General features: G+C 60.5%; 18 protein-coding genes. 8 read left to right on the top strand and 10 right to left on the bottom strand.

The window, feature by feature from the left end:
- Positions 1-21: 21 nt before the first annotated feature.
- From glmS to JTP94_RS21720, 3 genes are all read left to right on the top strand, one after another.
- Positions 22-1848 (top strand): glutamine--fructose-6-phosphate transaminase (isomerizing), encoded by a 1827-nt coding sequence (gene glmS / locus JTP94_RS21710; protein ID WP_204852534.1) that lies wholly within the window; start codon positions 22-24, stop codon positions 1846-1848.
- Positions 1849-2024: 176 nt separating this feature from the next.
- Complete coding sequence (locus tag JTP94_RS21715; protein ID WP_204852535.1) at positions 2025-2726, top strand: DUF502 domain-containing protein; 702 nt, start codon at positions 2025-2027, stop codon at positions 2724-2726.
- A 224-nt stretch (positions 2727-2950) separates the two neighbouring features.
- Positions 2951-4447: an esterase-like activity of phytase family protein gene (locus JTP94_RS21720; RefSeq protein WP_204852536.1), complete on the top strand. Its 1497-nt coding sequence runs from the start codon at positions 2951-2953 to the stop codon at positions 4445-4447.
- A 43-nt stretch (positions 4448-4490) separates the two neighbouring features.
- Here JTP94_RS21720 and recG read toward each other — a convergent pair whose 3' ends face one another.
- Entirely contained in the window at positions 4491-6596 is a 2106-nt protein-coding gene (gene recG / locus JTP94_RS21725) for an ATP-dependent DNA helicase RecG (protein ID WP_204852537.1), read from the bottom strand.
- A 173-nt stretch (positions 6597-6769) separates the two neighbouring features.
- Between recG and JTP94_RS21730 the strand changes: the two genes are divergently transcribed.
- A complete protein-coding gene (locus JTP94_RS21730; RefSeq protein ID WP_204852538.1) occupies positions 6770-7084 on the top strand; it encodes a succinate dehydrogenase assembly factor 2 in 315 nt (104 codons plus the stop codon).
- Positions 7081-10581, top strand: a complete 3501-nt coding sequence (gene mfd, locus JTP94_RS21735; RefSeq protein ID WP_204852539.1) for a transcription-repair coupling factor — start codon at positions 7081-7083, stop codon at positions 10579-10581. The genes JTP94_RS21730 and mfd overlap by 4 nt, the downstream gene beginning before the upstream one ends.
- A 46-nt stretch (positions 10582-10627) precedes the next feature.
- On the opposite strand, the gene JTP94_RS21740 is transcribed toward mfd, so the two are convergent.
- From JTP94_RS21740 to JTP94_RS21750, 3 genes are all read right to left on the bottom strand, one after another.
- On the bottom strand, positions 10628-12211 hold the full coding sequence (locus tag JTP94_RS21740) for a Na+/H+ antiporter (RefSeq protein ID WP_204852540.1): 1584 nt from the start codon (positions 12209-12211) through the stop codon (positions 10628-10630).
- Positions 12212-12412: 201 nt separating this feature from the next.
- Positions 12413-13084: a DsbA family oxidoreductase gene (locus JTP94_RS21745; protein WP_204852541.1), complete on the bottom strand. Its 672-nt coding sequence runs from the start codon at positions 13082-13084 to the stop codon at positions 12413-12415.
- A 101-nt stretch (positions 13085-13185) separates the two neighbouring features.
- Positions 13186-14997 carry an extracellular solute-binding protein gene (locus JTP94_RS21750; RefSeq protein ID WP_204852542.1) on the bottom strand — a complete coding sequence of 604 codons (1812 nt, stop codon included), beginning with the start codon at positions 14995-14997 and terminating at the stop codon, positions 13186-13188.
- 265 nt (positions 14998-15262) lie between these two features.
- On the opposite strand from JTP94_RS21750, the gene JTP94_RS21755 reads away from it, so the two are divergent.
- Positions 15263-15922: an invasion associated locus B family protein gene (locus tag JTP94_RS21755; protein WP_204852543.1), complete on the top strand. Its 660-nt coding sequence runs from the start codon at positions 15263-15265 to the stop codon at positions 15920-15922.
- Positions 15923-16073: 151 nt separating this feature from the next.
- Here the strand turns inward: JTP94_RS21755 and hspQ are convergent, their stop codons facing one another.
- The 3 genes from hspQ to JTP94_RS21770 all read right to left on the bottom strand — a co-directional run bounded on the left by hspQ (position 16074) and on the right by JTP94_RS21770 (position 18450).
- Positions 16074-16403: a heat shock protein HspQ gene (hspQ, locus tag JTP94_RS21760; RefSeq protein WP_034505053.1), complete on the bottom strand. Its 330-nt coding sequence runs from the start codon at positions 16401-16403 to the stop codon at positions 16074-16076.
- A gap of 236 nt (positions 16404-16639) precedes the next feature.
- Complete coding sequence (gene glnA / locus JTP94_RS21765; RefSeq protein WP_204852544.1) at positions 16640-18049, bottom strand: type I glutamate--ammonia ligase; 1410 nt, start codon at positions 18047-18049, stop codon at positions 16640-16642.
- A 62-nt stretch (positions 18050-18111) separates the two neighbouring features.
- Positions 18112-18450, bottom strand: coding sequence for a P-II family nitrogen regulator (locus tag JTP94_RS21770; protein ID WP_003579240.1), 339 nt, complete (start codon positions 18448-18450; stop codon positions 18112-18114).
- Positions 18451-18799: 349 nt separating this feature from the next.
- Between JTP94_RS21770 and JTP94_RS21775 the strand changes: the two genes are divergently transcribed.
- Positions 18800-20275, top strand: a complete 1476-nt coding sequence (locus JTP94_RS21775; RefSeq protein WP_204853066.1) for an NAD(P)H-hydrate dehydratase — start codon at positions 18800-18802, stop codon at positions 20273-20275.
- Positions 20276-20285: 10 nt separating this feature from the next.
- On the opposite strand, the gene JTP94_RS21780 is transcribed toward JTP94_RS21775, so the two are convergent.
- Together JTP94_RS21780 and uvrA are read right to left on the bottom strand one after the other, a co-directional pair.
- A complete protein-coding gene (locus JTP94_RS21780) occupies positions 20286-21092 on the bottom strand; it encodes a DUF72 domain-containing protein (protein ID WP_204852545.1) in 807 nt (268 codons plus the stop codon).
- Positions 21093-21125: 33 nt separating this feature from the next.
- Positions 21126-24047 carry an excinuclease ABC subunit UvrA gene (gene uvrA / locus JTP94_RS21785; RefSeq protein ID WP_034505047.1) on the bottom strand — a complete coding sequence of 974 codons (2922 nt, stop codon included), beginning with the start codon at positions 24045-24047 and terminating at the stop codon, positions 21126-21128.
- 271 nt (positions 24048-24318) lie between these two features.
- Between uvrA and JTP94_RS21790 the strand changes: the two genes are divergently transcribed.
- Complete coding sequence (locus tag JTP94_RS21790; RefSeq protein WP_204853067.1) at positions 24319-24882, top strand: single-stranded DNA-binding protein; 564 nt, start codon at positions 24319-24321, stop codon at positions 24880-24882.
- 56 nt (positions 24883-24938) lie between these two features.
- On the opposite strand, the gene JTP94_RS21795 is transcribed toward JTP94_RS21790, so the two are convergent.
- On the bottom strand, positions 24939-25571 hold the full coding sequence (locus JTP94_RS21795) for a MarC family protein (protein ID WP_204852546.1): 633 nt from the start codon (positions 25569-25571) through the stop codon (positions 24939-24941).
- Between the last annotated feature and the right edge of the window lie 125 nt (positions 25572-25696).

Below are 25696 nucleotides of genomic sequence, written 5' to 3' on the forward strand. Positions count from 1 at the left end.
TGAGGCCAGACGGAGAGTTGTATGTGCGGCATTGTTGGGATCGTCGGGACGAAGCCTGTAGCGGGCCGTTTGGTGGATGCGCTGCGGCGCCTCGAATACCGCGGCTACGATTCGGCCGGCGTCGCCACCATCCACGAAGGCATGATGGATCGCCGCCGCGCGGAAGGAAAGCTGTTCAATCTGGAAAAGCGGCTGGAGGCCGAACCTCTGCCCGGCACGACCGGTATTGCCCATACGCGCTGGGCGACCCACGGCGTTCCGAATGAAACCAACGCCCATCCGCATTTCGTCGAGGGTGTCGCCGTCGTCCACAACGGCATCATCGAAAACTTCTCCGAATTGCGTGAGGAATTGAAGGCCGAGGGCAAGGTGTTCGCTTCGCAGACGGACACCGAAGTCATAGCTCATCTCCTGGCCAAGTATGTTCAGAGTGGCCTCGATCCGCGTACCGCTATGCTGAAGATGCTGAACCGCGTCACCGGCGCCTATGCGCTGGCCGTGATGTTCCAGAGCGATCCCGGCACGTTGCTGGCGGCGCGCTCCGGCCCGCCGCTCGCCGTGGGCTATGGCAGCGGGGAGATGTTCCTCGGCTCGGACGCTATTGCTCTCGCGCCGTTCACCAACGAGATTACCTATCTCGTCGACGGTGATTGCGCGATCGTCACGCGCGACGGCGCGACGATCATCGATTTCAGCGGCAACGAGGTGAGCAGGCCAAGGCAGATCTCGCAGGCAACCGCCTATGTGGTCGACAAGGGCAACCATCGCCACTTCATGGAAAAGGAAATCTACGAGCAGCCGGAGGTGATCTCGCATGCGCTCAGCCATTATGTCGATTTCGTCAGCCATCGCGTCCGTCAGACTGCCTCGGCGATCGACTTCGGCAGCGTTTCCGGCTTGGCGATCTCCGCTTGCGGCACTGCCTATCTCGCCGGTCTGATCGGCAAATACTGGTTCGAGCGCTATGCCCGGATTCCCGTCGAGATCGATGTTGCCTCCGAATTCCGCTATCGCGAAATGCCCTTGTCGCCCTCGCAGGCAGCGCTGTTCATCTCTCAATCCGGCGAGACGGCCGATACACTGGCCTCACTGCGCTATTGCAAGGATAACGGCCTGAAGATCGGCGCCATCGTCAATGTCAGGGAATCGACCATCGCGCGTGAATCCGATGCCGTGTTTCCGATCCTGGCCGGCCCGGAAATCGGCGTCGCCTCGACGAAGGCCTTTACCTGCCAGCTCGCCGTCCTTGCCTCTCTGGCGATCGGAGCGGGCGTTGCCCGCGGCACGGTGAGCGCCAAGGAGGAGGAGGAGATGGTGCGCCACCTGGTCGAGATGCCTCGCATCATGGCGCGCGTGCTGAACATCATCCAGCCGCAGATGGAAAGCCTCGCGCGCGAGATTTCGAAGTTCAAGGACGTGCTCTATCTCGGCCGCGGCACCAGCTTCCCGCTTGCCATGGAGGGAGCGCTGAAGCTGAAGGAGATCTCCTATATCCATGCCGAAGGCTATGCGGCCGGCGAACTGAAGCATGGGCCGATCGCGCTGATCGATGAGAACATGCCCGTCATCGTCATCGCGCCCTATGACCGCTTCTTCGACAAGACCGTTTCCAACATGCAGGAGGTGGCGGCGCGCGGCGGCCGGATCATCTTCATTACCGACGATGCCGGTGCCGCCGCATCGACGCTGCCGACCATGGCGACCATTAGCCTGCCTGTGGTTGACGAAATCATCGCCCCGATCATCTTCTCGCTGCCGATACAGCTGCTGGCCTACCATACCGCCGTCTTCATGGGCACGGACGTCGATCAGCCGCGCAACCTCGCCAAATCGGTGACGGTAGAGTAGGGCGCCACTTCCTTTCATCCTGCGGTCACGTCGTCGTGAGTCGGCCGTCTGTTCGGTGCGCCGGCGGGACTGGCGGGTTGTGTGCCGCGCTAATTTCTGGCACGCTTCTTGAAGGAGAGGGTGGGGGAGAATTGCCTGATAGCGGTAGGCGGCGGAACGGAGTTTTCGAACGGCGAATGACTGAAAAACTCATCAAAATGTCCGTGACGACGCGGATCAGAAACAACTTCCTGGCCGGCCTGATCATCTGCGCTCCTATCGCCATCACGCTCTGGCTCACGTGGTCTGTTGTGCATTGGGCGGATAGCTGGGTGCGGCCCTATATTCCCGCACGCTACGACCCTGAAAGCTATCTGAATTTCGCCGTCCCCGGCACTGGCCTCGTGATCGCGATGATCTTCATCACGGTTGTCGGTTTCCTGGCCAAGAACCTGATCGGGCAGAGCATCGTCCGCTTCGGAGAGTCGATCGTCAATCGCGTTCCGCTCGTGCGAAGCATCTACAAGAGCGTCAAGCAGATCTTCGAGACAGTGCTGAAGGAGCAGGGCACGTCGTTCAAGAAGGTGGGATTGATCGAATATCCAAGCCCGGGCCTCTGGTCCATGGTGTTCATATCGACCGACGCCAAGGGCGAGATTGCTTCGAAATTCAACGCCATGGGTCATGACATGGTGGCGGTTTTCCTGCCGCCGACACCGGTGCCGACAGCCGGATTCCTGGTTTTCGTGCCGCGCGAAAAGATCACGGTTCTCGACATGAGCCCCGAGGATGGCGCCAAGCTTCTGATTTCCGGCGGCCTGGTTTCGCCCGAATACAAGGAAGAGCTGGTCGCGATGAAGGGCCTGCGCGCGCCGGTTCCGATGAAGTCTCTGACCTAGAAATCGCTCTTTCCGCTATCGTCGACAGCCTATTCTCGCGCCATGCGCGAATTGTCACGTCTCTATCATGTTGACGTCTTAGATCGTCCTTGGGACAGGCAATGGGTATCTCATTATCGAATGTTCGGGACGCATGTGCCGGACGCTATCTTCGATACGGCTTCTATCAAGCCGCGTGTGGATACCGTTGTCTCCATTCGGTTTTTTATCAGGAGGATATTGTCTTGAGAGACTTGCGTTCAAAGACTTTGCCGCTGCTGTCAGCAGCGCTTGCCGCATTCGTTTTCACAGCGCCGCTCGCAGCGCATGCCGACAGTTCCGTAGCGGTCGGAGGTACCACGCTCGTCAACAAGGGACGTGTTGCCGTGGGCCGTATTCCGGCCAACCTACGCGACAAGTTCGGCGAGACCTTCGGCTCTGGCTCGGGCATGTCCATCGATGCCAAAAGCTGGACCCGCAATGCTGACGGCACCTACAAGGGATCGCTGTGGCTGCTGCCGGACCGCGGCTACAACGCCGTCGGCACGACGGACTATCGCCCGCGATTGAACACCATCGACGTCAATCTGAGCCCGGTCGCGCCCGGTGCGACGCCGGCAGCCGGTAAGGAACAGTCCGGTGTCGATGCAAAGCTTGCGGACACCACGCTGCTGAAGGACGACAAGGGCGCCGACACCACCGGTCTCGACCCCGCCGACGGTATCCGCCATCCGGAAGGGGCCATGCCGCAGCTGCCGGAAGCGCCGAATGGCAAGGTCTCGCTCGACACGGAAGCCATCGCGCGCCTGCCCGACGGCACGATGTTCATCAGCGATGAATACGGCCCCTATATCTACCGTTTCGCCGCTGACGGACGCATGATGTCCGCGACCCCTCCGCCGGATGCCTTGCTGCCGATGCGCCATGGCGCCGTCAACTTCGCCTCCAACAATCCAGGCCCTGGCGAATCCACGCCTGATCCGAAGGACCCGACCAGCGGCCGCCAGAACAACCAGGGTCTCGAAGGCATGTCCCTGACGCCTGACGGCAAGTTCCTGATCGCCGTTCTGCAGTCGGCGACGCGCCAGGATGGCGGCGATTCCAGCTCGACCCGACAGAATACGCGCGCACTGGTCTATGATGCCGCCGATCCCGCGCATCTGAAGCTGGTACACGAATATGTCGTGCCGTTGCCGGTCTTCACGGACGCCAAGGGCAAGACGGCCGTTGCAGCCCAGAGCGAGATTGTTGCGCTCTCGCCGCAGACCTTCCTGATGCTGGCACGCGACAGCAACAACGGCTACGGCTTGAAGGGCGACAAGTCGCTCTATCGCAGCGTTGTTGTCGTCGATATCTCCGCCGCCACTGACATTGCCGGCAGCAAGTTCGATGCCGACAAGCCCGTCGCTCCGAAGGGCGTTCTCGATGCGTCCGTGAAGTCTGCGACGGTCAGCCAGTTTATCGACATCAACGATGATGCCGATCTCTCCCGCTTCGGCCTTCACAATGGCGCTCCGAACGACCGCAATAACCTCTCGGAAAAATGGGAAGCCATGTCGCTCCTGAGCGTCATGGATCCGAAGCTGCCCGATGACTACTTCCTGTTCGTCGCCAATGACAACGACTTTCTGACCCAGGATGGCTTCCAGGTCGGTGCTGCCTACAAGGGCGATGGCGGAGCCGATGTCGACACCATGTTCCAGGTGTTCCAGGTGACCATTCCTGGTCTTGCCGCCAAGTAAGCCTTTTGAAAGAGTGATGGACGCGGCTTGCGCGTCCATCCGTTCATCCCGCTCGCAGGAACCGGATCGCCTCGTCGCGGCGGAAGAGATAGAGCAGGGTGCGTACCGCCATGCCGCGTTCCCCGGTCAGCTCCGGATCGCGCTCGATGATATAGGCGGCATCCTTGCGGGCGATTTCCAGAAGATCGGCATGGGCTTCGAGACTGGCGATGCGAAAGCCCGGCGTACCCGACTGGCGTGTGCCCAGAAGCTCGCCTTCGCCGCGTAGCTTCAGATCCTCCTCGGCAATGCGGAAGCCGTCCTCGGTGTCGCGCATGATCGACAGCCGGGCATGGCCGGTTTCGCCCAATGGCCCCTTGTAAAGCAGGATGCAGGTGGAGGCTTCGTCGCCGCGTCCTACGCGGCCGCGCAGCTGGTGTAGTTGCGCCAGACCGAAGCGCTCGGCATGTTCGATAACCATGATCGTCGCATCGGGCACGTCGACGCCGACTTCGACAACAGTCGTTGCCACGAGCAGCCGGATCTCGCCATTCTTGAAGGCCATCATGACAGCGTCCTTATCAGGACCACTCATCCGGCCGTGGATGAGGCCGACGCTAGCGCCGAGCGCGCTCGTCAATGTCGCGTGCCGCTCCTCCACGGACATTAAATCAGATTCTTCGGATTCCTCCACAAGTGGGCATATCCAATAGGCTTTTTTGCCTTCCGAGAGCGCGCTCTGCAGCCGCGAGACGATCTCTCCCGTTCGTTCCGTCGGGATGGTGATCGTCTGGATTGGTTTACGTCCCGCCGGCTTCTCGGTGAGCTTGGAAACATCCATGTCGCCGAAAGCGGCAAGCACCAACGTGCGCGGGATGGGCGTCGCGGTCATGACAAGCATATGCGGCGAGATGCCTTTCGCTGTAAGCCGCAGGCGCTGGTGGACGCCGAAGCGATGCTGCTCGTCGACCACAGCCAGCATTAGATTGGCGTAGGCGACACTGTCCTGGAACAGCGCATGCGTGCCGATGATGATCTGCGCCTCGCCGGAGGCGATGCGCTCCAGGATGGCGTCGCGCTCGCGACCTTTGGTTCGGCCCGTGAGAACCTCGACGGAAAGATTTGCATTGGCTGCGAATTTTGAGATCGTTGCGTGATGCTGTCGCGCGAGGATTTCGGTCGGTGCCATGAACACGGCCTGGCCGCCGCTCTCGATCACGGCAGCGATCGCCATCAGCGCCACGAGCGTCTTGCCCGCGCCGACATCCCCCTGCAGCAGCCGCAGCATGCGCTCCGTACCGGCCATGTCCTTGAGAATATCTGCGACGGCCTCGCGCTGGCTGTTGGTCATCGAGAAGGGCAGGGATTCCAATATCTTGCTACTGATTTCCCCGGTCGCATGCACCGGCTGTCCCGCGACCTTGCGCAGCCGCTGGCGTACGAGGGAGAGCGACAGCTGCCCAGCCAGAAATTCGTCATAGGCGAGCCTGCGGCGTGCAGTTGCCTGCGGATCGATATCGGTCGCGTCTCGCGGCGCATGCAGCATGTGGAAGCTGTCTGAGATCGAGGGAAAGCCCTGCTTCTGCGCAAGCGCAAGATCGTCCCACTCCGGCAGTTCAGGCATGCGCGGCAGCGCGGCTTCGATGGTCTTGCGCAGGAATTTTGGCGAGAGGCCGGCAGTCAGGGGATAGACCGGCTCGACCAGCGGCAGATTTTCCGCTTCGCTCTCGCGCATGATGTAGTCCGGATGCACCATCGACGGCCGGCCGTTGAACCAATCGACCTTGCCGCTGACGGTCACCGTCTCATCGATCGGCAGCTGTTTTTCGAGCCATTGCGCCTTGCCCCGGAAGAACACCAGCGCCAGTTCCCCTGTCTGGTCATGCAGGAAGACACGATAGGGCACATTGCTGCGCGCGTTCGGCGGCGGCTGGTGGCGGTCGACCCGGCCGGTAATGGTGACGATCGCGCCTTGCGGCGCTCTGGCAATGCCTGGCTGCTCGCGCCGGTCAATGATGGAGTGCGGCGCGTGGAACAGCAGGTCGATGACACGGCAATCGTCGATCGTTTCGCGGTCGAGCAGCTTGACCAGCAGTTCGGATACCTTCGGCCCAACGCCGGGCAGCGAAGATATGGAGGCGAACAAGGGATCGAGGATGGCGGGACGCATGGCGGGCAAAATGCGACGGGCAGGGTGGATTTGGCAAGGGGCGGCCGCGAACTCGACCCGATTGAGCCGAACACTCCCCGGAAAATTACGCTCGAGATGCTTTTTTTAGAAAAATCGGTTCCCACCTTTCAACGCTGGTTTTATAGAGACGCATCAACATGAAGGTGTTTTTGATGACTGGGCTGACCCTCAGCAGTGCCGATCTCGATCCTCGCCGCCGGCGCATCCTTTTCCGCTGCTGGCATCGTGGCATCCGCGAGATGGATCTGGTCTTCGGCCAGTTCGCCGATAACGAGCTGCCGGGATTGGCCGAAGCCGATCTCGATGAGCTCGAAAGCATCATGAACGAGGAAGACAACGATCTCGTCAAGTGGATACTCGGAACCGAGCCGACACCACAACATTTGCAGACCCCCCTGTTCCAGCGCCTGGCGTCCTACAAGCCCGATTTCGAAGAGATCGCTGAAAGGTTCGGCATAACCAGATGATTCCCGGTTTCGATGCGAAGAAACTGCTCGCCGCAAGCGAGCCGCTGACGGTCGGTCATGTCCCGGCCGGCATGGAACCGTTCCTGCTTGCGGAGCTGGCAAGAGCCGGTCAGCCGATCGCCTATGTCATGTCTGATGGGCAGCACATGGCCGATGTCGAGCAGATGCTCGGCTTTCTCGCGCCCGAGATTCCGGTACTGACCTTGCCCGCCTGGGATTGCCTTCCCTATGACCGCGTTTCGCCGAGTTCCGACACGTCAGCCCGCCGCCTGGCCGCGTTCTCCGGCCTGATTGCCTATCATCACAAGCCGCATGCCGCGATCGTGCTGGTGACCGTCAACGCCATGCTGCAGAAGGTTGCGCCGCAGGACATCATCGAAAGCCTGGCGTTTTCGGCGAGGTCAGGCAATCAACTCCGCATGGACGACATTGCCGGCCGTCTGGAGCGCAATGGTTTCGAACGCGTCGCGACCGTGCGCGAGGTCGGCGAATATGCCGTGCGCGGCGGTATCCTCGATGTCTTCGTTCCGGGCACGGAAGAGCCGGTGCGTCTCGATTTCTTCGGCGATACGCTGGAAAGCATCCGCAGCTTCGATCCGGCCAGCCAGCGCACGACAGGGCAGGTCCGCTCCCTCGATCTCAATCCGATGAGCGAGGTCACGCTGACGCCGGATACGATCAGCCGTTTCCGCAAGAACTATCTCTCCGCCTTCGGCGCCGCGACGCGCGACGATGCGCTCTATGTCGCCGTTTCCGAAGGGCGCCGCTATGCCGGCATGGAACATTGGCTGCCGCTGTTCTACGAGAAGCTGGAGACGGTCTTCGACTATCTGAGGGGCTTCCGGCTGGTGACGGATCACACGGTGCGCGAAGCGGCCGAGGAGCGTTCCAAGCTCGTTTTTGACTATTATGACGCGCGCCTCAATTCCGGACAGCCGGCCAAGAGCCAGATGTCGCAGGGCACGCCCTACAAGCCGGTAACGCCTAGTCAGCTCTATCTCGATGCCAGCACCTTCGGCAAGGCACTGGATGCCTTCAGCGCCATCCGCATATCGCCTTTCAACGAGCACGAGGGCGAGGCTCGCCGTGTCGTCAGCATCGACGCCCGGCAAGGGCCTCGCTGGGCACGCTCGGCGACCGAGAGCGCCGATAGCGAACGCGTCAACGTCTTCGATGCCGTCGTCAAGCACATCGCTGACAAACGCGCCTCCGGCGGCAAGGTGCTGATTACGGCCTGGACCGAGGGTTCGCTCGACCGCCTGCTGCAAGTGCTCGCCGAGCATGGGCTGGCACGCGTCAAGACGATCGAGGCTTTCAAGGACCTCGGTGGTTTGGCGAAAGGCGAGGCGGCGGCTGCAGTCCTAAGTCTGGAAGCAGGCTTCGAGGCCGGCGATCTCATCATCATCGGCGAGCAGGACATCCTCGGCGACCGCATGGTTCGCCGCTCCAAGCGGCGCAAGCGCGCCGCCGATTTCATCTCGGAAGTGGCCGGCCTCGACGAAGGCTCGATCGTCGTCCATGCCGAACACGGCATCGGCCGTTTCGTCGGCCTCAAGACCATCGAGGCAGCCGGCGCTCCGCATGCCTGTCTCGAGCTGCGCTATGCCGACGACGCCAAGCTGTTCCTGCCCGTCGAAAACATCGATCTCCTGTCGCGCTACGGCGGTGAGGGCACGGAGGCTCAGCTCGACAAGCTCGGCGGCGGCGCCTGGCAGATGCGCAAGGCCAAGCTCAAGAAGCGCTTGCTTGACATGGCCGGCGCCTTGATCCGCGTCGCGGCCGAACGCCTGACGCGGCATGCGCCGGTGCTCAGCGCCCCGGACGGCCTCTATGACGAGTTCGCCGCCCGCTTCCCCTATGATGAAACCGAAGACCAGATGAACGCCATCGAGGCGGTGCGCGACGATCTTGGCGCCGGCCGGCCGATGGATCGCCTCGTCTGCGGCGACGTCGGCTTCGGCAAGACGGAAGTGGCGTTGCGCGCCGCCTTCGTCGCCGCCATGAACGGCGCGCAGGTCGCCGTGGTCGTGCCGACGACGCTGCTTGCCCGCCAGCATTTCAAGACCTTCTCCGAGCGTTTCCGTGGGCTACCGATCCGCGTGCAGCAGGCATCCCGTCTTGTCGGTGCCAAGGAGCTGGCGCTGACAAAGAAGGAAGTCGCCGAAGGCAAGACGGATATCGTCGTCGGCACGCATGCGCTGCTCGGCGCCGGCATCAAGTTCGCCAATCTCGGCCTGCTTGTTATCGACGAGGAGCAGCATTTCGGCGTCAAGCACAAGGAGCGGCTGAAGGATCTGAAAAGCGACGTGCATGTGTTGACGCTGTCGGCGACGCCGATCCCACGGACGCTGCAGCTGGCCATGACGGGCGTGCGTGAATTGTCGCTCATCACCACGCCGCCGGTCGACCGCATGGCGGTGCGCACCTTCATCTCTCCCTTCGATTCGCTCGTCATCCGCGAGACGCTGATGCGCGAGCATTATCGCGGCGGCCAGAGCTTCTATGTCTGCCCGCGCTTGGCCGATATCGCCGATATCCATGCCTTCCTGCAATCGGATGTACCGGAGCTGAAGGTGGCGGTTGCGCACGGCCAGATGCCGGCCGGCGAGCTGGAGGACATCATGAATGCCTTCTACGAAGGCCGCTATGACGTGCTGCTCTCCACGACCATCGTCGAATCCGGTCTCGACGTGCCGACGGCCAACACACTGATCGTCCATCGCGCCGACATGTTCGGCCTTGCGCAGCTCTATCAGCTTCGCGGCCGTGTCGGCCGCTCCAAGGTGCGCGCCTTCTCGCTCTTCACCCTGCCGGTCAACAAGGTCCTGACGACGACGGCCGAGCGCCGCCTGAAGGTGCTACAATCGCTGGATACGCTCGGCGCCGGCTTCCAGCTTGCGAGCCACGATCTGGATATCCGCGGCGCCGGTAATCTGCTCGGCGAGGAACAATCAGGCCATATCAAGGAAGTCGGTTTCGAGCTTTACCAGCAGATGCTCGAGGAGGCCGTCGCCGAGGTCAAGGGCGTCGACGAGATCCAGGACACCGGCTGGTCACCGCAGATTTCCGTCGGTACGCCGGTCATGATCCCGGACGATTACGTGCCGGATCTGCATCTGCGCATGGCGCTCTACCGCCGTCTGGGCGAAATCACCGAAATCAAGGAGATCGACGGTTTCGGTGCCGAAATGATCGACCGTTTCGGACAAATGCCGATCGAGGTGCAGCATCTCCTCAAGATCGTCTACATCAAGTCGCTCTGCCGCATCGCCAATGTCGAGAAGCTGGATGCCGGCCCGAAGGGCGTCGTCGTGCAATTCCGCAACAAGGAATTCCCGAACCCGGCCAACCTCGTCGGCTATATCGCCAAGCAGGGCACCATGGCAAAGATCCGCCCCGACCATAGCGTATTCCTCACCCGCGATCTGCCGACGCCGGAAAAGCGGCTGCAGGGGGCGGCTGTGGTGATGACGCAGCTGGCGGAACTGGCGAAGTAGAATTGTGGGCGTATCTGGGCCGAGTGCTGCCGGCGCTTAAAAGCCATTAGGATTTTGCGGAAATCGCGCTCAGTTCTTCCAAATCAAGGTCTCGTTCCAGTTCGTGGAGCGTTTCATCGTCGATATCGCCAGCCCGGTGAAGCCGTATGAGTTCACGGCGGCCAGTCGCGACCGCCTGCAGAACAACATCGAAATGGGCTTGGAGCATCGGCGTGTAGTGGTCCGTGCGCTCGGCATAATCGGCAATCTTCTCGGCTCTGACCTGATAGCGCTGCAGCAACTGTGGGTGAATAAGATTACCCTCGCTGTCATAAGCCAGCGTTTGGATGGTCGCCCATTGCGCCTGGGCCATGGCGGCTTCGGCCTGGCTCATGGTGAAGCGAACTTTGGCCGACTCTGGCTCCGTCAACCGCGACCACTTGATCACGTACCCTAGCGTGGTGCCTTGCAAAAGCACGGTCCCAAGAATGATGGCAAACGACGTCACCAGAATGAAGTCGCGGCCCGGGAAGCTTTCAGGCACGCTTAGCGCCAGGGCAAGCGTGACCACGCCGCGGACGCCCGCCCAACTCAGCACGGTTGCGCCGCGGAACCCAAGCGGCGTGTATCGCTCAACTCCCAGCAGATTGCACAGCCTGATGACGAAGTCGGATCCGAACGCCCACGCAAAGCGCGCGAGAGCGAGTGCGATCAGGATCACGAGTATCGGCAATCCCATCGTTGCGAGCACAACCTCGAATCCGCCACCGCGTTCAACGACCCCTCGCAGGGATAAACCAATCAATATGAAAACCGTGGCTTCCATCAGAAAGACGATGACGGTCCAGAATGACGAACCGCGCATGCGTGTCGAAGCCGACAGGACGGTATGCTGGTGCCAGCTCATGATCAGACCGGTGGTTACGGTCGCGATGACACCCGAAACATGGATCAATTCGCCGAGTAGATAAGAGATCCACGCCAGGAGAACGGTGGCGGCGATAATCAGATATTCGTCACCTAACCGGCGCACGAACATGACCCATGTTGTGCCGACGGCGATGCCGACGACGGCACCGCCGATTGCCAACAGGAAGAAGCTCCCCACCGCATCCACTGCGCTGAAGGCACCGGTAACTCCAGCAGCGATGGCGAAGCGGAAGAGCACCAGACCGCTCGCGTCGTTGAGCAGGCTTTCACCCTCCAGCAGGATTTGAAGACGTCGGGGCAGCTTTACACGCTCGAGGATCGCCCGAGCGGAAACTGCATCCGGTGGCGAAACGATCGCTCCGAGTGCCGCGCAAGCTGCCCAGGGAAGCGACGGGAACAGAAGGTGGGTCACCACGGCCACGATGGCGCAAGTGAAGAAAACCGCACCGACGGCGAGCGAGGCTATCCCGATCATATGGCGGCGCAGGCGGCCAAGGGAGATGGACCACGCGCCGTCCATAAGCAGAGGCGGCAGGAAGATGACCAGCACCAGAGCCGGATCAATTTCGATCGTCGGCAGGCCCGGCAAGAAGGCAAGCAGCCCGCCACCCGCAAGCAGCGCCACGGAGGGCGGCATTCCGAACCGGTGAGCGGCGTAGTGAAGCGCGATGATCGCTACAAACATCGCGATCACCAACTCGAATAAATGCGTTGGTTCCATGCGCTCGCCCCGAGTGCAGTCTCTTGATCGAGCCTATTTAAGAGTTTGTCTTGTCGGAATGCAATCGCGCAAGCTGCCGCTTCATATTCGGGGAAGGCGCCGTGCCGAAATCACGCGACGACTGCAGGTGGCGCTTTGGGGTACCTAACCCTCAAGAAGCGGCGATAACACTTGCCGCCTGATGTTGAAGGTGAGCCTCGATCAATTCATCCCAGCCCGCGCCTGGGCCTTCATCTTGGCGATATCCCTCAACGCCTCGACCAGCACATCCGGCGTCTGGGCGCCGCTGACGGCGTATTGTTGGTCGAAGATGAAGAAGGGCACGCCGTTAACGCCGATCTTCTGGGCGGCGTCGATTTCGCCGATGATGAGGTCGCGGTCGGCGTCGGAGGCGAGCAGCGCTGCGATGACGGAGCTGTCGAGCCCGGCCTTTTCGGCGATCTCGAGCAGAACCGCGTGGTCGCCGACGTTGCGACCCTCCTCGAAATTGGCCTTGAAGAGGGCGTTGACCACCTTTTCCTGCGTCTCGCGGTTTTCGGTGCCGGCCCAGTGGATGAGGCGGTGTGCGTCGAGCGTGTTCGGACCGATTTTGATGGCGTCGAAATCGAACTTGATGCCCACTTCGCGGCCGAGATCGCTGAGCATCTTGTGGGCTTGAGCGACGCGCTCCTCGCCGCCGAGCTTCTTTGCCAATTCCTTCTTCTGGTCGACGCCTTCGGACGGATAGTCGGGATTCAGTCGATAGGGCCGCCAGTTGAGATCGACGCCCACCTCATCCTGTACTTCGGCGATGGCCAGCTCCAACCGGGCCTTGCCGAGATAGCACCACGGACAAACGACGTCCGAGACGATATCGATCGTGATGCGTTCCATGGCTCTGTCCTTTCGCTTTTCGGCTTGTCCCCACCATCTAGGTCTTTGCGCCGATGGCTTCAACCGGTTACCGAAAGGGAACCGGCGTCAACGCAGCGCACTTATTGTGCGGATGCGTCCCACCAGACGGGCAGCTGATAGCCATAGAGCGGCAGTGCCGCGGGATGGGCGATATGGCTTCGCCGCGCCACCCATTGCTGCGCGATATGGTAGAGCGGCACGACGTAGTAGCCGGAGATCAGGATGCGATCGAAGGAACGCACGGCGTCGCGGAAATCTTCCGCTGACTTCGCCGTCAGGAAATGATTGATCAGCGTATCGACGTCCGGGTCAGCGACACCGGCGAAGTTCAGGCTGCCCGGCGTTTTCGCGGCTCCCGAGCTCCATCGGCCTACCTGTTCGATACCAGGCGACAGCGACGACGGGTAGGATTTGATGATCACGTCGTAGTCGTAGTTGGTCGTTCGCAGCTGATACTGCGAATCGTCGACGGTGCGGATGGTGACGGCTATGCCAAGCAAGGCCAGCGAGCGGCGGTAGGCGATGGCGATGCGTTCCTGGTCCGCATTCTGCGTCATGATCTCGAAGCTGAGCTGCCGGCCGGCGCTGTCGACCATGCGCTCCCCCTTGATCGCATAGCCGCCCTGCTTGAGGAAATTGACGGCCTTGCGCAGGATCGAACGATCACGGCCGGAACCGTCGCTGACGGGCAGCTTATAGGTGCCGTCGAGGACGTCTGCATCGATATGGTCCTTGATCGGCCCGAGCAGGGCGAGCTCGTTGGCATCGGCCGGGACGCCGAAGGACGAAAGATCGGAATTCTGCCAGTAGCTTTCGGTGCGGGTATAGGCATCGGAAGCAAGGTTGCGATTGAACCATTCGAAATCGAAGGCGAGCGCCAGGCCCTTGCGGACATTCTTGTTTGCAAAGATCGGCCGGCGCGCATTGAAGACGAAGCCCAGCATGCCGCTCGGCAGCTTGGGGGTGAAGACCTCCTTGACGACGGCTCTGGAAGTAACAGCCGGAAAATCGTAGGCCTGCTGCCAGTGGGCCGGGCTGCCGTCCTGATAGATATCGATATCGCCCTTCTTGAAGGACTCGAACACGGTCGTGTCCTGCAAAAAGTAGTTCACCACGATCTGGTCGAAGTTGTCGACGCCGACCTTCGCCGGAATATCCTTGCCCCAGTAGTCGGGATTACGCTCGAAAATGATTCGCTGGCCGGGATCGACGCTCTTCACCCGGTATGGGCCGGAGCCGATCGGGATGCTGAGCGTGGTGCGTTCAAAACTGTCAGGATCGGTGGCGTGTTTCGGCAGGATGGGCAGCGATGAGGCGATGATCAGCGGCGTTTCGCGATTGGCCTTGTCGTTGAAGCGGATCAGCACGCCATGATCGCCGACCTTCTCGATCGTGCCGATCGTGTCGAGCCAAGACGACATTGGTATGCGCCCCTTGTCGCGCAGCAGCTGGAAGGTAAAGATCACGTCTTCGGGCGTGACCGGCTGGCCGTCCGACCATTTTGCATCGGGATTGAGATTGAACTGGATGTAGCTCCGGCTCTCGTCCCATTCGACAGTCTGGGCGAGCAGCCCGTAGAGCGTGAACGGTTCGTCGCGGGAGCGCTGCATCAGCGGCTCATAGATGAGATTGCCGAATTCCGGATCCCACATGCCGCGCGCCGTCGTGCGCATGCTCTTCAGGATGAACGGATTGAGATTGTCGAAGGTGCCGACGACACCGTAGCTGATGCGGCCGCCCTTTTTGACGTTCGGATTGACGTAGGGAAAATGCTTGAAATCCGCCGGCAGAACCGGATCTCCATGCATGGCGATACCGTAGAGTGGTTGCGCCGCGGCGGCGTTGCATAATGCTGCGAAAAATACAAAGACAGCGATCCGGAGCGCTCGCATGGCATCCTTTCCGGTAAGGGCTACGATTCGGCCGAACCTTATCACGAGCGTGCCGAATTCAACACGCGACCGCGGAATTCTTGGGTCTCGGCAGAAAAGGCCAAAGAAAAGCTGGATATCCGCGTCGGTGCGATGTAACAGGGGGGCCGGGTTTCCCGGGTCATGCATTTGCCTTATTCATTCGACAGGTGGACGACGGTTTGACCCGAATGGCATGGGACGGCGCGCTGTCGTCCCGCAGCGGATTTCAGGAGGCGGTTTCGCTATGATGTTCAAGACTGACAACAAAATGAGGGCAGGTCTTTCTGCTCTGGCTCTCATGATCGGTGCGGCGCTCCCGGCAGCTGCCTTCGCTCAGGATGCGTCCAACGCTGCTCCCGCTGATGGCGGTGGCGATCCCAATCAACCACGTCTGGGCTGGTACAAAACCTGCGCCAAGCAGGATGATGCCGATATCTGCATCGTGCAGAACCTCATCATGGCCAATAACGGCCAGCTGGTGACGGCAGTCGGCCTCATCTCCGTCGATGGCAAGGTCACTCGCAAGATCCTGCAGATTTCCGTTCCGACGGCTCGCCTGATCCCGCCCGGCATTACCATGCAGATTGACGGCGGCAAGGGCCAGAAGCTCGATTACGCCGTCTGCCTTCCGGACAAGTGCACCGCGGAAGTGCCTGTGACCGACGCTATGGTCGCTTCGCTGAAGAAGGGGACCGATGTGACCTTCACCTCGATCAACTTCCGCCGCGCACCAAACCCGATCAAGATTTCGCTGACCGGCTTTGGCGCCGCCTTTGACGGCCCGGCGATCTCCGACTCCAAGCTTGCCGAAAGCCAGAAGAGCCTGCAGGACAGCATGCAGAAGAAGGCTGAGGAAGCACGCAAGAAGCTGGAAGACGCCCAGAAGGCCGCCAAAGCGCAGTAAGCTTGCGGAAATTCATCATCTCATAAAAGAAAAAGCCCGGAGCAATCCGGGCTTTTTCTTTGCGGTTGCTCCCATGAGCCACGCCGCACAAATGAAAAGGGAAGGCCTTGGGATGCCTTCCCTTCGGAAATAAGATTGGTTTGACTGGCGCTTAGTGGGCAAAGCTCATCTTGGGCTTGAGCTGTCCGGTCGGCGCCTTGTCGAAGATCTGATCGACTTGTGGATTGCGGAGCGGAACGCCGCTCTCGTCACTGATCAGATTCTGTTCCGACACGTATGCGACGTACTCAGTCTCGTCGTTTTCGGCGAGAAGGTGATAGAAGGGCTGATCCTTGCTGGGCCGCACTTCCGCCGGAATGGAATTCCACCATTCGTCGGTGTTTGCGAATTCCGGATCGACATCGAAGATGACACCGCGGAAGGGGAACATCCGGTGTCGAACCACGTCGCCAATATTGAATTTTGCGTCTCGTTGTTTCATGGCACGACTTCCTTTCAAGCAATCATGTGGTGACTTTCACCGCTGATATCAAGGATTTTGCCCCCACTCCTTCATTGAACTGTCACATTCCGCCGGCCGTTCTCGCCCCGCATCGGGTGACAGTGCTATGCACGAGTTCCGCGTTCCAACGGAAGGATCGCGATCAGGAGAAGGGGCCGCCGCATCTTCGCCTGCATGAAGAAAGCCCCGGCCAGCCGGGGCTTTCGCTTTGGGTATCAGACCGAATAGTACATGTCGTATTCGACCGGATGCGGGGTCATTTCGAAGCGCATGACTTCCTGCATCTTCAGTTCGATGAACGCGTCGATCTGGTCGTCGTCGAAGACGCCGCCGGCGGTCAGGAACTTGCGGTCCTTGTCGAGGCTTTCGAGCGCTTCGCGCAGCGAGCCGCAAACCGTCGGGATCTTCTTCAGTTCCTTCGGCGGCAGATCGTAGAGGTCCTTGTCCATGGCCTTGCCGGGATGGATCTTGTTCTTGATACCATCAAGGCCTGCCATCAGCATGGCTGCGAAGCCGAGATAGGGGTTTGCTGCCGGATCCGGGAAGCGGACTTCGACGCGCTTTGCCTTCGGGTTCGAGCCGAACGGAATACGGCAGGAGGCGGAACGGTTGCGAGCAGAATAGGCAAGCAGAACCGGAGCTTCGTAACCTGGGACGAGACGCTTGTAGGAGTTCGTCGACGGGTTGGTGAAGGCATTGATCGCCTTGGCATGCTTGATGATGCCGCCGATGTAGTAGAGGCAGCTCTCGGAGAGGCCAGCATATTCGTCGCCGGCGAAGGTCGGCTTGCCGCCCTTCCAGATCGACTGGTGAACGTGCATGCCCGAGCCGTTATCGCCGAAGATTGGCTTCGGCATGAAGGTTGCCGTCTTGCCGTAGGCGTTGGCGACCTGGTGGACGACATACTTGTAGATCTGCATCTTGTCGGCGTTGCGCACCAGCGTGTCGAACTTGATGCCGAGCTCGTGCTGGGCGGCAGCAACTTCGTGGTGATGCTTTTCGACGACGACGCCCATTTCCGAGAGAACGGTCAGCATCTCCGAGCGCATGTCCTGCGCGCTGTCGACAGGCGGAACCGGGAAGTAGCCGCCCTTGATGCGCGGACGGTGACCGAGGTTGCCGGTTTCGTAATCCGTGTCGTCGTTGGAGGGCAATTCGCTGGAGTCGAGCTTGAAGCCGGTGTTGTAAGGATCGGCCTTGTACTTGACGTCATCGAAGACGAAGAATTCGGCTTCCGGACCGAAGAAGGCGGTATCACCGATACCGGAGGCCTTCAGGTAGGCTTCCGCCTTCTTGGCGGTGCCGCGCGGGTCGCGGTTGTAAGCTTCGCCGGAGACCGGGTCCAGAATGTCGCAGAGGATGACCATGGTGGACTGCGCGAAGAACGGATCCATGTGGACCGTGTCCGTGTCAGGCATCAGCACCATGTCGGATTCGTTGATGGCCTTCCAGCCTGCAATCGAGGAGCCGTCGAACATGACGCCATCGGCGAACATGTCTTCATCGACACAGACGATGTCCATCGTGACATGCTGCAGCTTGCCCTTGGGGTCGGTGAAGCGCAGGTCAACGAACTTGACGTCGTTATCCTTGATCTGTTTGAGAATTTCGCTTGCCGTCGTCATTAAATTTCTCTTCCCTTGACTTAGATGACGATTTTTAGCCGCGGCCGAAAAGGCCGGGCGGGTTAAATGGCGTCTATGCCAGTTTCACCGGTGCGGATTCGAATGACCTCTTCGATGTTGGAGACGAAAATCTTTCCGTCGCCGATACGGCCGGTTTGCGCAGCCTTGCGGATAGCGTCGATCACCGCTTCCGCATTTTCATCCGCCAATACGACTTCGACCTTCACCTTCGGCAGGAAGTCGACGACGTACTCGGCGCCACGGTAAAGTTCCGTGTGGCCCTTCTGACGGCCGAAGCCCTTCGCTTCCGTCACGGTGATACCCTGCAAACCGACTTCCTGAAGGGCTTCCTTCACTTCATCGAGCTTGAAGGGCTTAATGATCGCTTCGATCTTTTTCATGAGAAAATGTCTCTCCGCTTCCCCTGTTACAGCAGGACTACTCCCCGCTCGGCCAACGTGATGCACGTATCATGCCAGATGCGGATGGGCCGCCGTAAAAAAATCCCGGCGAATTTACGCCGAGATGATGGATTGATGAGGATTTTTCAGAAAAATGGAAGCGATTTCGCGCTGAAATGCGTTGGATAAGTAAAATTTCGCAAAAAAATGCCGTGCACGTCATATTCGTACTCCAGCAAGGTCTTGTATGCATTCGCATAATTATTATGCAAATGCATACTAATTGACCTAATTGAGTGATTTAAACGCGGTTGTTTTTGAGGCAGATTTCGCATCTATAATGTTCGCCATGATAGTGCCGCTCGCCGATTTGTTGCTCGCTCCCGATGACATGGCCGCCGTCGATCGCGATGCCGCCGTCTCCGGCATTGATTCCTATCAGCTTATGGAAAAAGCGGGGCAGGCGGTTGCTGCAAGCGCGCTTCGGCATTTCCCCGAGGCGCTGCGACATGTCGTCCTGTGTGGCCCCGGCAACAACGGCGGCGATGGCTACGTGGCGGCTCGCGCGCTGAGGCAAAGCGGAGTGGAGGTAGGGTTGTTCCATGTGGGCGATCCGCGGCGGCTGAAGGGCGATGCCGCACGCGCCTTTGCCGATTGTCCGATCGAGGGAGAGGCGATCCGAAGCTACGCGCCACGCCCGGGCGACGTAGCTATCGACGCCATCTTCGGTGCGGGGCTGTCGCGTCCGGTTCCGGATGAGGTTGCCGCTGTCGTCGCGCGGATCGCGGAGGCGGATGTTCCCGTCATTGCCGTTGATTTGCCGTCCGGGGTCGACGGACGCAGCGGCCAGGTCCTCGGCGCCGCCTTTCATGCCGAGCGCACGGTGACCTTCATGACTCGCAAGCCCGGTCATCTGTTGCTGCCCGGACGCGATCTTTGCGGCGCGCTGGAGGTTTTCGATATCGGCATTCCCGCACGCATCGTTTGCGCCCATTCCGATGGCATGATCGCTGAGAATACGCCGGCCCAATGGCAGGAGAAGATACCGTCAGCAGGCGCGGACACGCACAAATATAAGCGCGGGCATCTCGTCGTCTTCTCGGGAGGGCCAAATGCAACCGGTGCGGCGCGCATGTCGGCCATGGCGGGTTTGAAGGCGGGGGCGGGGCTTGTCACCATCGCCTCACCGGAAGGGGCGATGGCTGTCAATGCAGGCATGCTCACGGCGATCATGCTGCATGCTGTCGAGGACGATGCGTCGCTGCGAGAATGGCTTGCCGATCGGCGGCTCTCGACCTTCGTGCTCGGCCCCGGCTTCGGTGCCGGCGAGAAGGCACGGCGGTTCTGCCTCGCACTCGCGGATCGTCATCTGGTACTTGATGCCGATGGCATCACCTCGTTTCGCGACGATCCGCAAGTTCTGTTCGATGCTTTTGCGGAAGGGCCGACGCGATTGGTGCTGACGCCACACGAAGGCGAGTTCGCGCGACTTTTTCCCGATATTGCCGCCGATGGTGCATTGAGCAAGGTCGACAAGGCGAGGGCGGCTGCGGCGAGGGCCCACGCCGCCATCATCTACAAGGGCGCCGACAGCGTGATTGCCGCTCCGGACGGCAGGGCACTGATCAATGCCAATGCGCCGCCCTGGCTTGCCACCGCCGGCTCCGGTGACGTGCTTGCCGGTATTGTCGGCGGATTGATGGCGCAGGGCGCGCCTGCTTTCGAAGCAGCCGCCGCCGGTGTCTGGCTGCATGGCCTGGCGGGCCAGCGCGCGGGAAAAGGGCTGACGGCCGAAGATCTCGTCGCCAGCGTCACCCCTCTCTGAAAGCAAGCAGCTATTTTGCCACTTCTTCCTGCAGGGCAATGGCGCCCGGTGGCGCGTTTACCTTGCCCTCATGGATCATGAAGGCGAAGACATCGCGCGGTTCCGCCTTCACCTTGCGGTTCTGATCGATCAGCGGCAGATCATCCGGCACCTTGCCTTCGGCCCAGATTTTCAGGCGATCGGCCCAGGCCTTCAGATCCTTCGGCGGGTAGCAGGTCTTGATGTCGTCCGATCCCTTCTGCAGCCGGGCATAAACGAAATCGGCGGTGACATCCGCGATCATCGGATATTCGAAATGCTCGGCGCAAACGGGCGCGATGTTGTATTTTGCCAGCAGCGCTACGAATTCCGGCACCTTAAAGGAATCGTGCCGGACCTCGACCACGTGCTTAAGCGCCAAGCCGTCCTGTTTGGCCGGCAGCAGCTTCAGGAATCCCTCGAAATCGTCCGGATCGAATTTCTTCGTCGGCGCAAACTGCCAAAGCAGCGGACCAAGGTGATCGTCGAGTTCGCTGATGCCGGAACCCAGAAATTTCTGCATCGATTCGCCCGATTCGGAAAGGACCCGGCGGTTGGTGACGAAGCGTGTGGCCTTGAGCGAGAAGATAAAGCCGTCCGGCACATCCGCAGCCCATTTGGCGAAGACCTCGGGCTTCTGCGTGCTGTAATAGGTGCCGTTGACCTCGATCACCTTCAGCTTGCGGCTGGCGTAATTGAGCTCGTCCTTTTGCTTCAGCGTGTCGGGATAGAAGGTCCCGCGCCAAGGCTCAAAAGTCCAGCCGCCGATGCCTGTGCGGATTTCGCCCGCTTTGGTCATTCTCTCCTCCATGGACGTTCATCGGGTGAAACCTCACTCCGCCGCTGCAACCTTCTTCATCGGCCGCCGCTCCAGCAATTCCTTGAGGAAGTGGCCCGTATAGGAACGCTTCTCCTTGACGATGGTCTCCGGCGTACCCACTGCGACGATTTCGCCGCCGCCATCACCGCCTTCGGGACCGAAATCGAGGATCCAGTCGGCTGTTTTGATGACCTCGAGATTGTGCTCGATGACAACGACCGAATTGCCCTGATTGACCAGCTCGTGCAGCATTTCCAGCAGCTTGGCGACATCGTGGAAGTGCAGCCCTGTGGTCGGTTCGTCGAGGATATAGAGCGTGCGGCCCGTCGATCGCTTCGACAGTTCCTTGGCTAGCTTGACGCGCTGCGCCTCGCCACCCGAAAGCGTATTGGCCTGCTGGCCGACCTTGATATAGCCGAGACCGACATCCTTCAGGCTCTGCAGCTTGTCTCGCACTGCGGGAACGGCCGCGAAGAAATCGACGCCTTCCTCGACAGTCATGTCGAGCACATCGGCGATCGACTTGGTCTTGAAAGTGACGTTCAGCGTCTCTCTGTTGTAGCGCTTGCCGTGGCAGACGTCGCAGGTGACGTAGACATCCGGCAGGAAATGCATCTCGATCTTGATGACGCCGTCGCCCTGGCAGGCCTCGCAACGGCCTCCCTTGACGTTAAAGGAGAAGCGGCCCGGCTGATAGCCGCGCGCCTTCGCCTCCGGCAGCCCGGCGAACCAGTCGCGGATCGGCGTGAAGGCGCCGGTATAGGTCGCCGGGTTCGAACGCGGCGTGCGGCCGATCGGCGACTGATCGATGTCGATCACCTTGTCGATATGCTCGAAGCCGTCGATGCGGTCGTGATCGGCAGGGATCTCGCGCGCGCCCATCACACGCCGCGCCGCTGACTTGTAAAGCGTCTCGATCAGGAAGGTGGACTTGCCGCCGCCGGAAACGCCGGTCACTGCGGTGAAGACGCCGAGCGGGATGGAGGCCGTGACATCCTTGAGGTTGTTGCCTCTTGCGCCGACGACCTTGATCTCCTTGCCCTTCTTGATCTTGCGTCGCTCGTCGGGAACCGGCACGCCGAGTTCACCGGAGAGATATTTGCCGGTCAGCGACTTCGGGTTCGCCATGATGTCCTGCGGCGTGCCATGCGCGATCACCTGGCCGCCATGCACGCCGGCCGCGGGGCCGATATCGACCACGTCATCAGCCGACAGGATCGCATCCTCGTCATGCTCGACGACGATGACCGTGTTGCCGATATCGCGCAGATGTTTCAGCGTCTCCAGAAGGCGGGCATTGTCGCGCTGATGCAGGCCGATCGACGGCTCGTCGAGCACATAGAGCACACCCGTCAAGCCAGAGCCGATTTGCGACGCCAGCCGGATACGCTGGCTCTCGCCGCCCGAAAGCGTGCCGGAATTGCGCGACAGGCTCAGATATTCGAGACCGACATCATTCAGGAAGCGCAGGCGATCGCGGATCTCCTTGAGGATGCGCACGGCAATTTCGTTCTGCTTGTCGGTGAAAGTCTCGGGCAGCACGTCGAACCAGTCGCGGGCGACGCGGATCGACATTTCCGCAACCTGGCTGATGTGCAGCTTGTTGATCTTGACCGCCAAAGCCTCCGGCTTCAGGCGATAGCCGTTGCAGGCCGGGCAGGGTGCGGCCGACATGAAGCGCTCGATCTCCTCGCGCGCCCAAGCGGAATCCGTTTCCTTCCAGCGCCGTTGGAGGTTCGGCACGATGCCTTCGAAGTTCTTGTGCGTCGTATAAGAGCGCGCACCGTCGGCATAATGGAATTCGATCTTGTCTTCCGTACCGTTGAGGATGACGTCCTTCGCCTCGTCCGACAGCTCGTTCCACCGATTGCCAAGCTTGAAACCATAATGCTTGCCGAGGGCTTCGAGCGTCTGATTGTAATAGGGCGATGTCGATTTGGCCCATGGCGCAATGGCGCCGTCCCGCAAGGTGCGCTCCGGCTCCGGCACGATCAGATCGGGATCGATCTTCTGCTGTGACCCCAGCCCGTCGCAAGAGGGGCAGGCACCGAAGGGATTGTTGAAGGAGAACAGGCGCGGTTCGATCTCAGGAATGGTGAAGCCGGACACCGGGCAAGCGAACTTCTCAGAAAACAGCACGCGCTCATGCGTCTCGTTCAACGATTTGTTGGCCGAGCCGCCGGCAGCGGTTTCCTCTGGCGGCAGCGGCTTGTCAGCGAACTCAGCAACGGCAAGGCCGTCGGCAAGACGCAGCGAGGTTTCGAAGCTGTCGGCCAGGCGAGACGCCATATCGGGCCTGACGACGATACGGTCGACCACCACGTCGATGTCGTGCTTGTATTTCTTGTCGAGCGCCGGCACATCGGCGATCTCGTAGAACTGTCCGTCGACCTTGACGCGCTGGAAGCCCTTTTTCATGAGCTCCGCCAGCTCCTTCTTGTATTCGCCCTTACGTCCCCGCACCAGCGGCGCCAGAATGTAGAGCCTGGTGCCTTCCTCGTAGGCGAGAACGCGGTCCACCATCTGGCTGACCGTCTGGCTCTCGATCGGCAGGCCGGTAACCGGCGAATAGGGCACGCCGACGCGCGCAAACAGCAGGCGCATGTAGTCGTAGATCTCGGTGACCGTGCCGACCGTCGAGCGCGGATTGCGCGAGGTCGTCTTCTGCTCGATCGAAATGGCCGGCGAGAGACCGTCGATCTGGTCGACATCCGGCTTCTGCATCATTTCTAGAAACTGGCGGGCATAGGCCGACAGGCTCTCGACATAGCGGCGCTGTCCTTCGGCATAGATCGTGTCGAAGGCGAGCGACGACTTGCCGGAGCCGGAAAGCCCAGTCATGACGATCAGCTTGTTGCGCGGCAGGTCGAGATCGATGCCCTTGAGATTGTGCTCACGCGCACCACGTATGGAAATAGTCTTCAGTTCGCTCATCGTCTTATGCTGGTCCCTTGGAGTCTGCCTTTATTTAGTGATGCCTGCCCGCGAGTCGAGGCTGAAATGATGGCCGGAGCCAGGTTTTCGATTCAGTTGACACGATCATAGAGACAAACTAGAACAAATAAAGAACAAAATCGCCGTTGGATATTTCTTTGTGGATGAAGATGCCTTGGGCGGTGCTTGGATAACACCTGATGGCGGCAATGGTCTAAGGTGTGCTGGTGAAATTTAAGAGCCGTCGATGGGCGGCAAGCAGGGTGATGTCATGGCCGGTAGTGTGAACAAGGTAATTCTGGTTGGAAATCTCGGGGCGGACCCGGAAATCCGCCGCACGCAGGATGGCCGCCCGATCGCCAACCTCAATATTGCAACGTCTGAAACCTGGCGCGACCGTAATTCCGGCGAGCGCAAGGAAAAGACCGAATGGCACCGCGTTGTCATTTTCAATGAAGGTCTCTGCAAGGTCGCCGAGCAATATCTGAAGAAAGGCGCCAAGGTTTATATCGAGGGCGCGCTTCAGACCCGCAAGTGGCAGGATCAGAACGGCCAGGATAAGTATTCGACCGAAATCGTGCTGCAGGGCTTCAACTCGACGCTGACCATGCTGGATGGTCGCGGCGAGGGCGGTGGCTCCGTTGAGGGCGGCGGTCGTGGTGGACGCGGCGGCGGCGACTTTGGTGGCGGCGATTACGGCGGCGGTGACGACTATGGTCAGCCTTCGCCGCCATCTGGTGGCCGCGGCGCAGCAAGCGGTAGCCGTGGCGGCGCGCCAAGCGGCGGCGGCGGTGGCAATTTCTCGCGTGATCTGGACGACGATATTCCGTTTTGAGCTTGGTGGTACGTGCAGCCGGATTTTCGAAGGCCTGCCTTGTTGGCAGGCCTTTTTCATGGAAGCTTCAACGCTGCCCGCGCACCATCCACGACAAACTGGGCGGCGAGCGCGGCGAGGATCACGCCGAGCAATCGCGTGAGGATGGCTCTGCCAGTCGCGCCGAGCATGCGGTCGAGCCTGTCCGAAATGGCAAGGGCTGCGAAGACGAGCCCAAGATTGACGGCGATGACGCCGATCAGCTGCGCCCGATCGAACGTGGTCTGCAGCGAACCGGCCAGAAGGATCGTCGCCGAGATCGCGCCCGGTCCGGCAATCAGGGGCAGGGCGAGGGGGAAGACCGCGATGTTACGGATATGATCCCGCGTGATCGCGACTTCAGTCGTCTTTTCCTTTCTGTCCTGCCGCCGCTCGAACACCATCTCGAAGGCGATCCAGAACAGCAGCAGACCGCCGGCGATGCGGAAGGCTCCGATGGAAATGCCGAGAACGCCGAGGACGCTCGCGCCGAACAGGGCGAAGGCCGCCAGGATGAAGAAGGCTATCAGCGAACCCCGCAGCGCCACCTGCTTGCGCTCGGTACGGTTCATGCCGGCGGTGAGGCCGATGAACAACGGGGCCAGGCCAGGCGGATCGACGGTGACGAGCAGCGTTGTGAAGGCATTGATCAGCGTGTCTGCGCTCGCCATATGTTCCCCGGCAACGGTTCTTTGTCGTTGTTATGACCCATTGTTATGCGAGGAATAAGCTTTCGCAAAGCGCAATGCGCCGCTATAGGCAGGTTGCGCCACGGAAATGTTCGATTTCACGGCTT

The organism is Martinezella lusitana (assembly GCF_016901135.1).
Taxonomy (GTDB): Bacteria; Pseudomonadota; Alphaproteobacteria; order Rhizobiales; family Rhizobiaceae; genus Rhizobium; species Rhizobium lusitanum_D.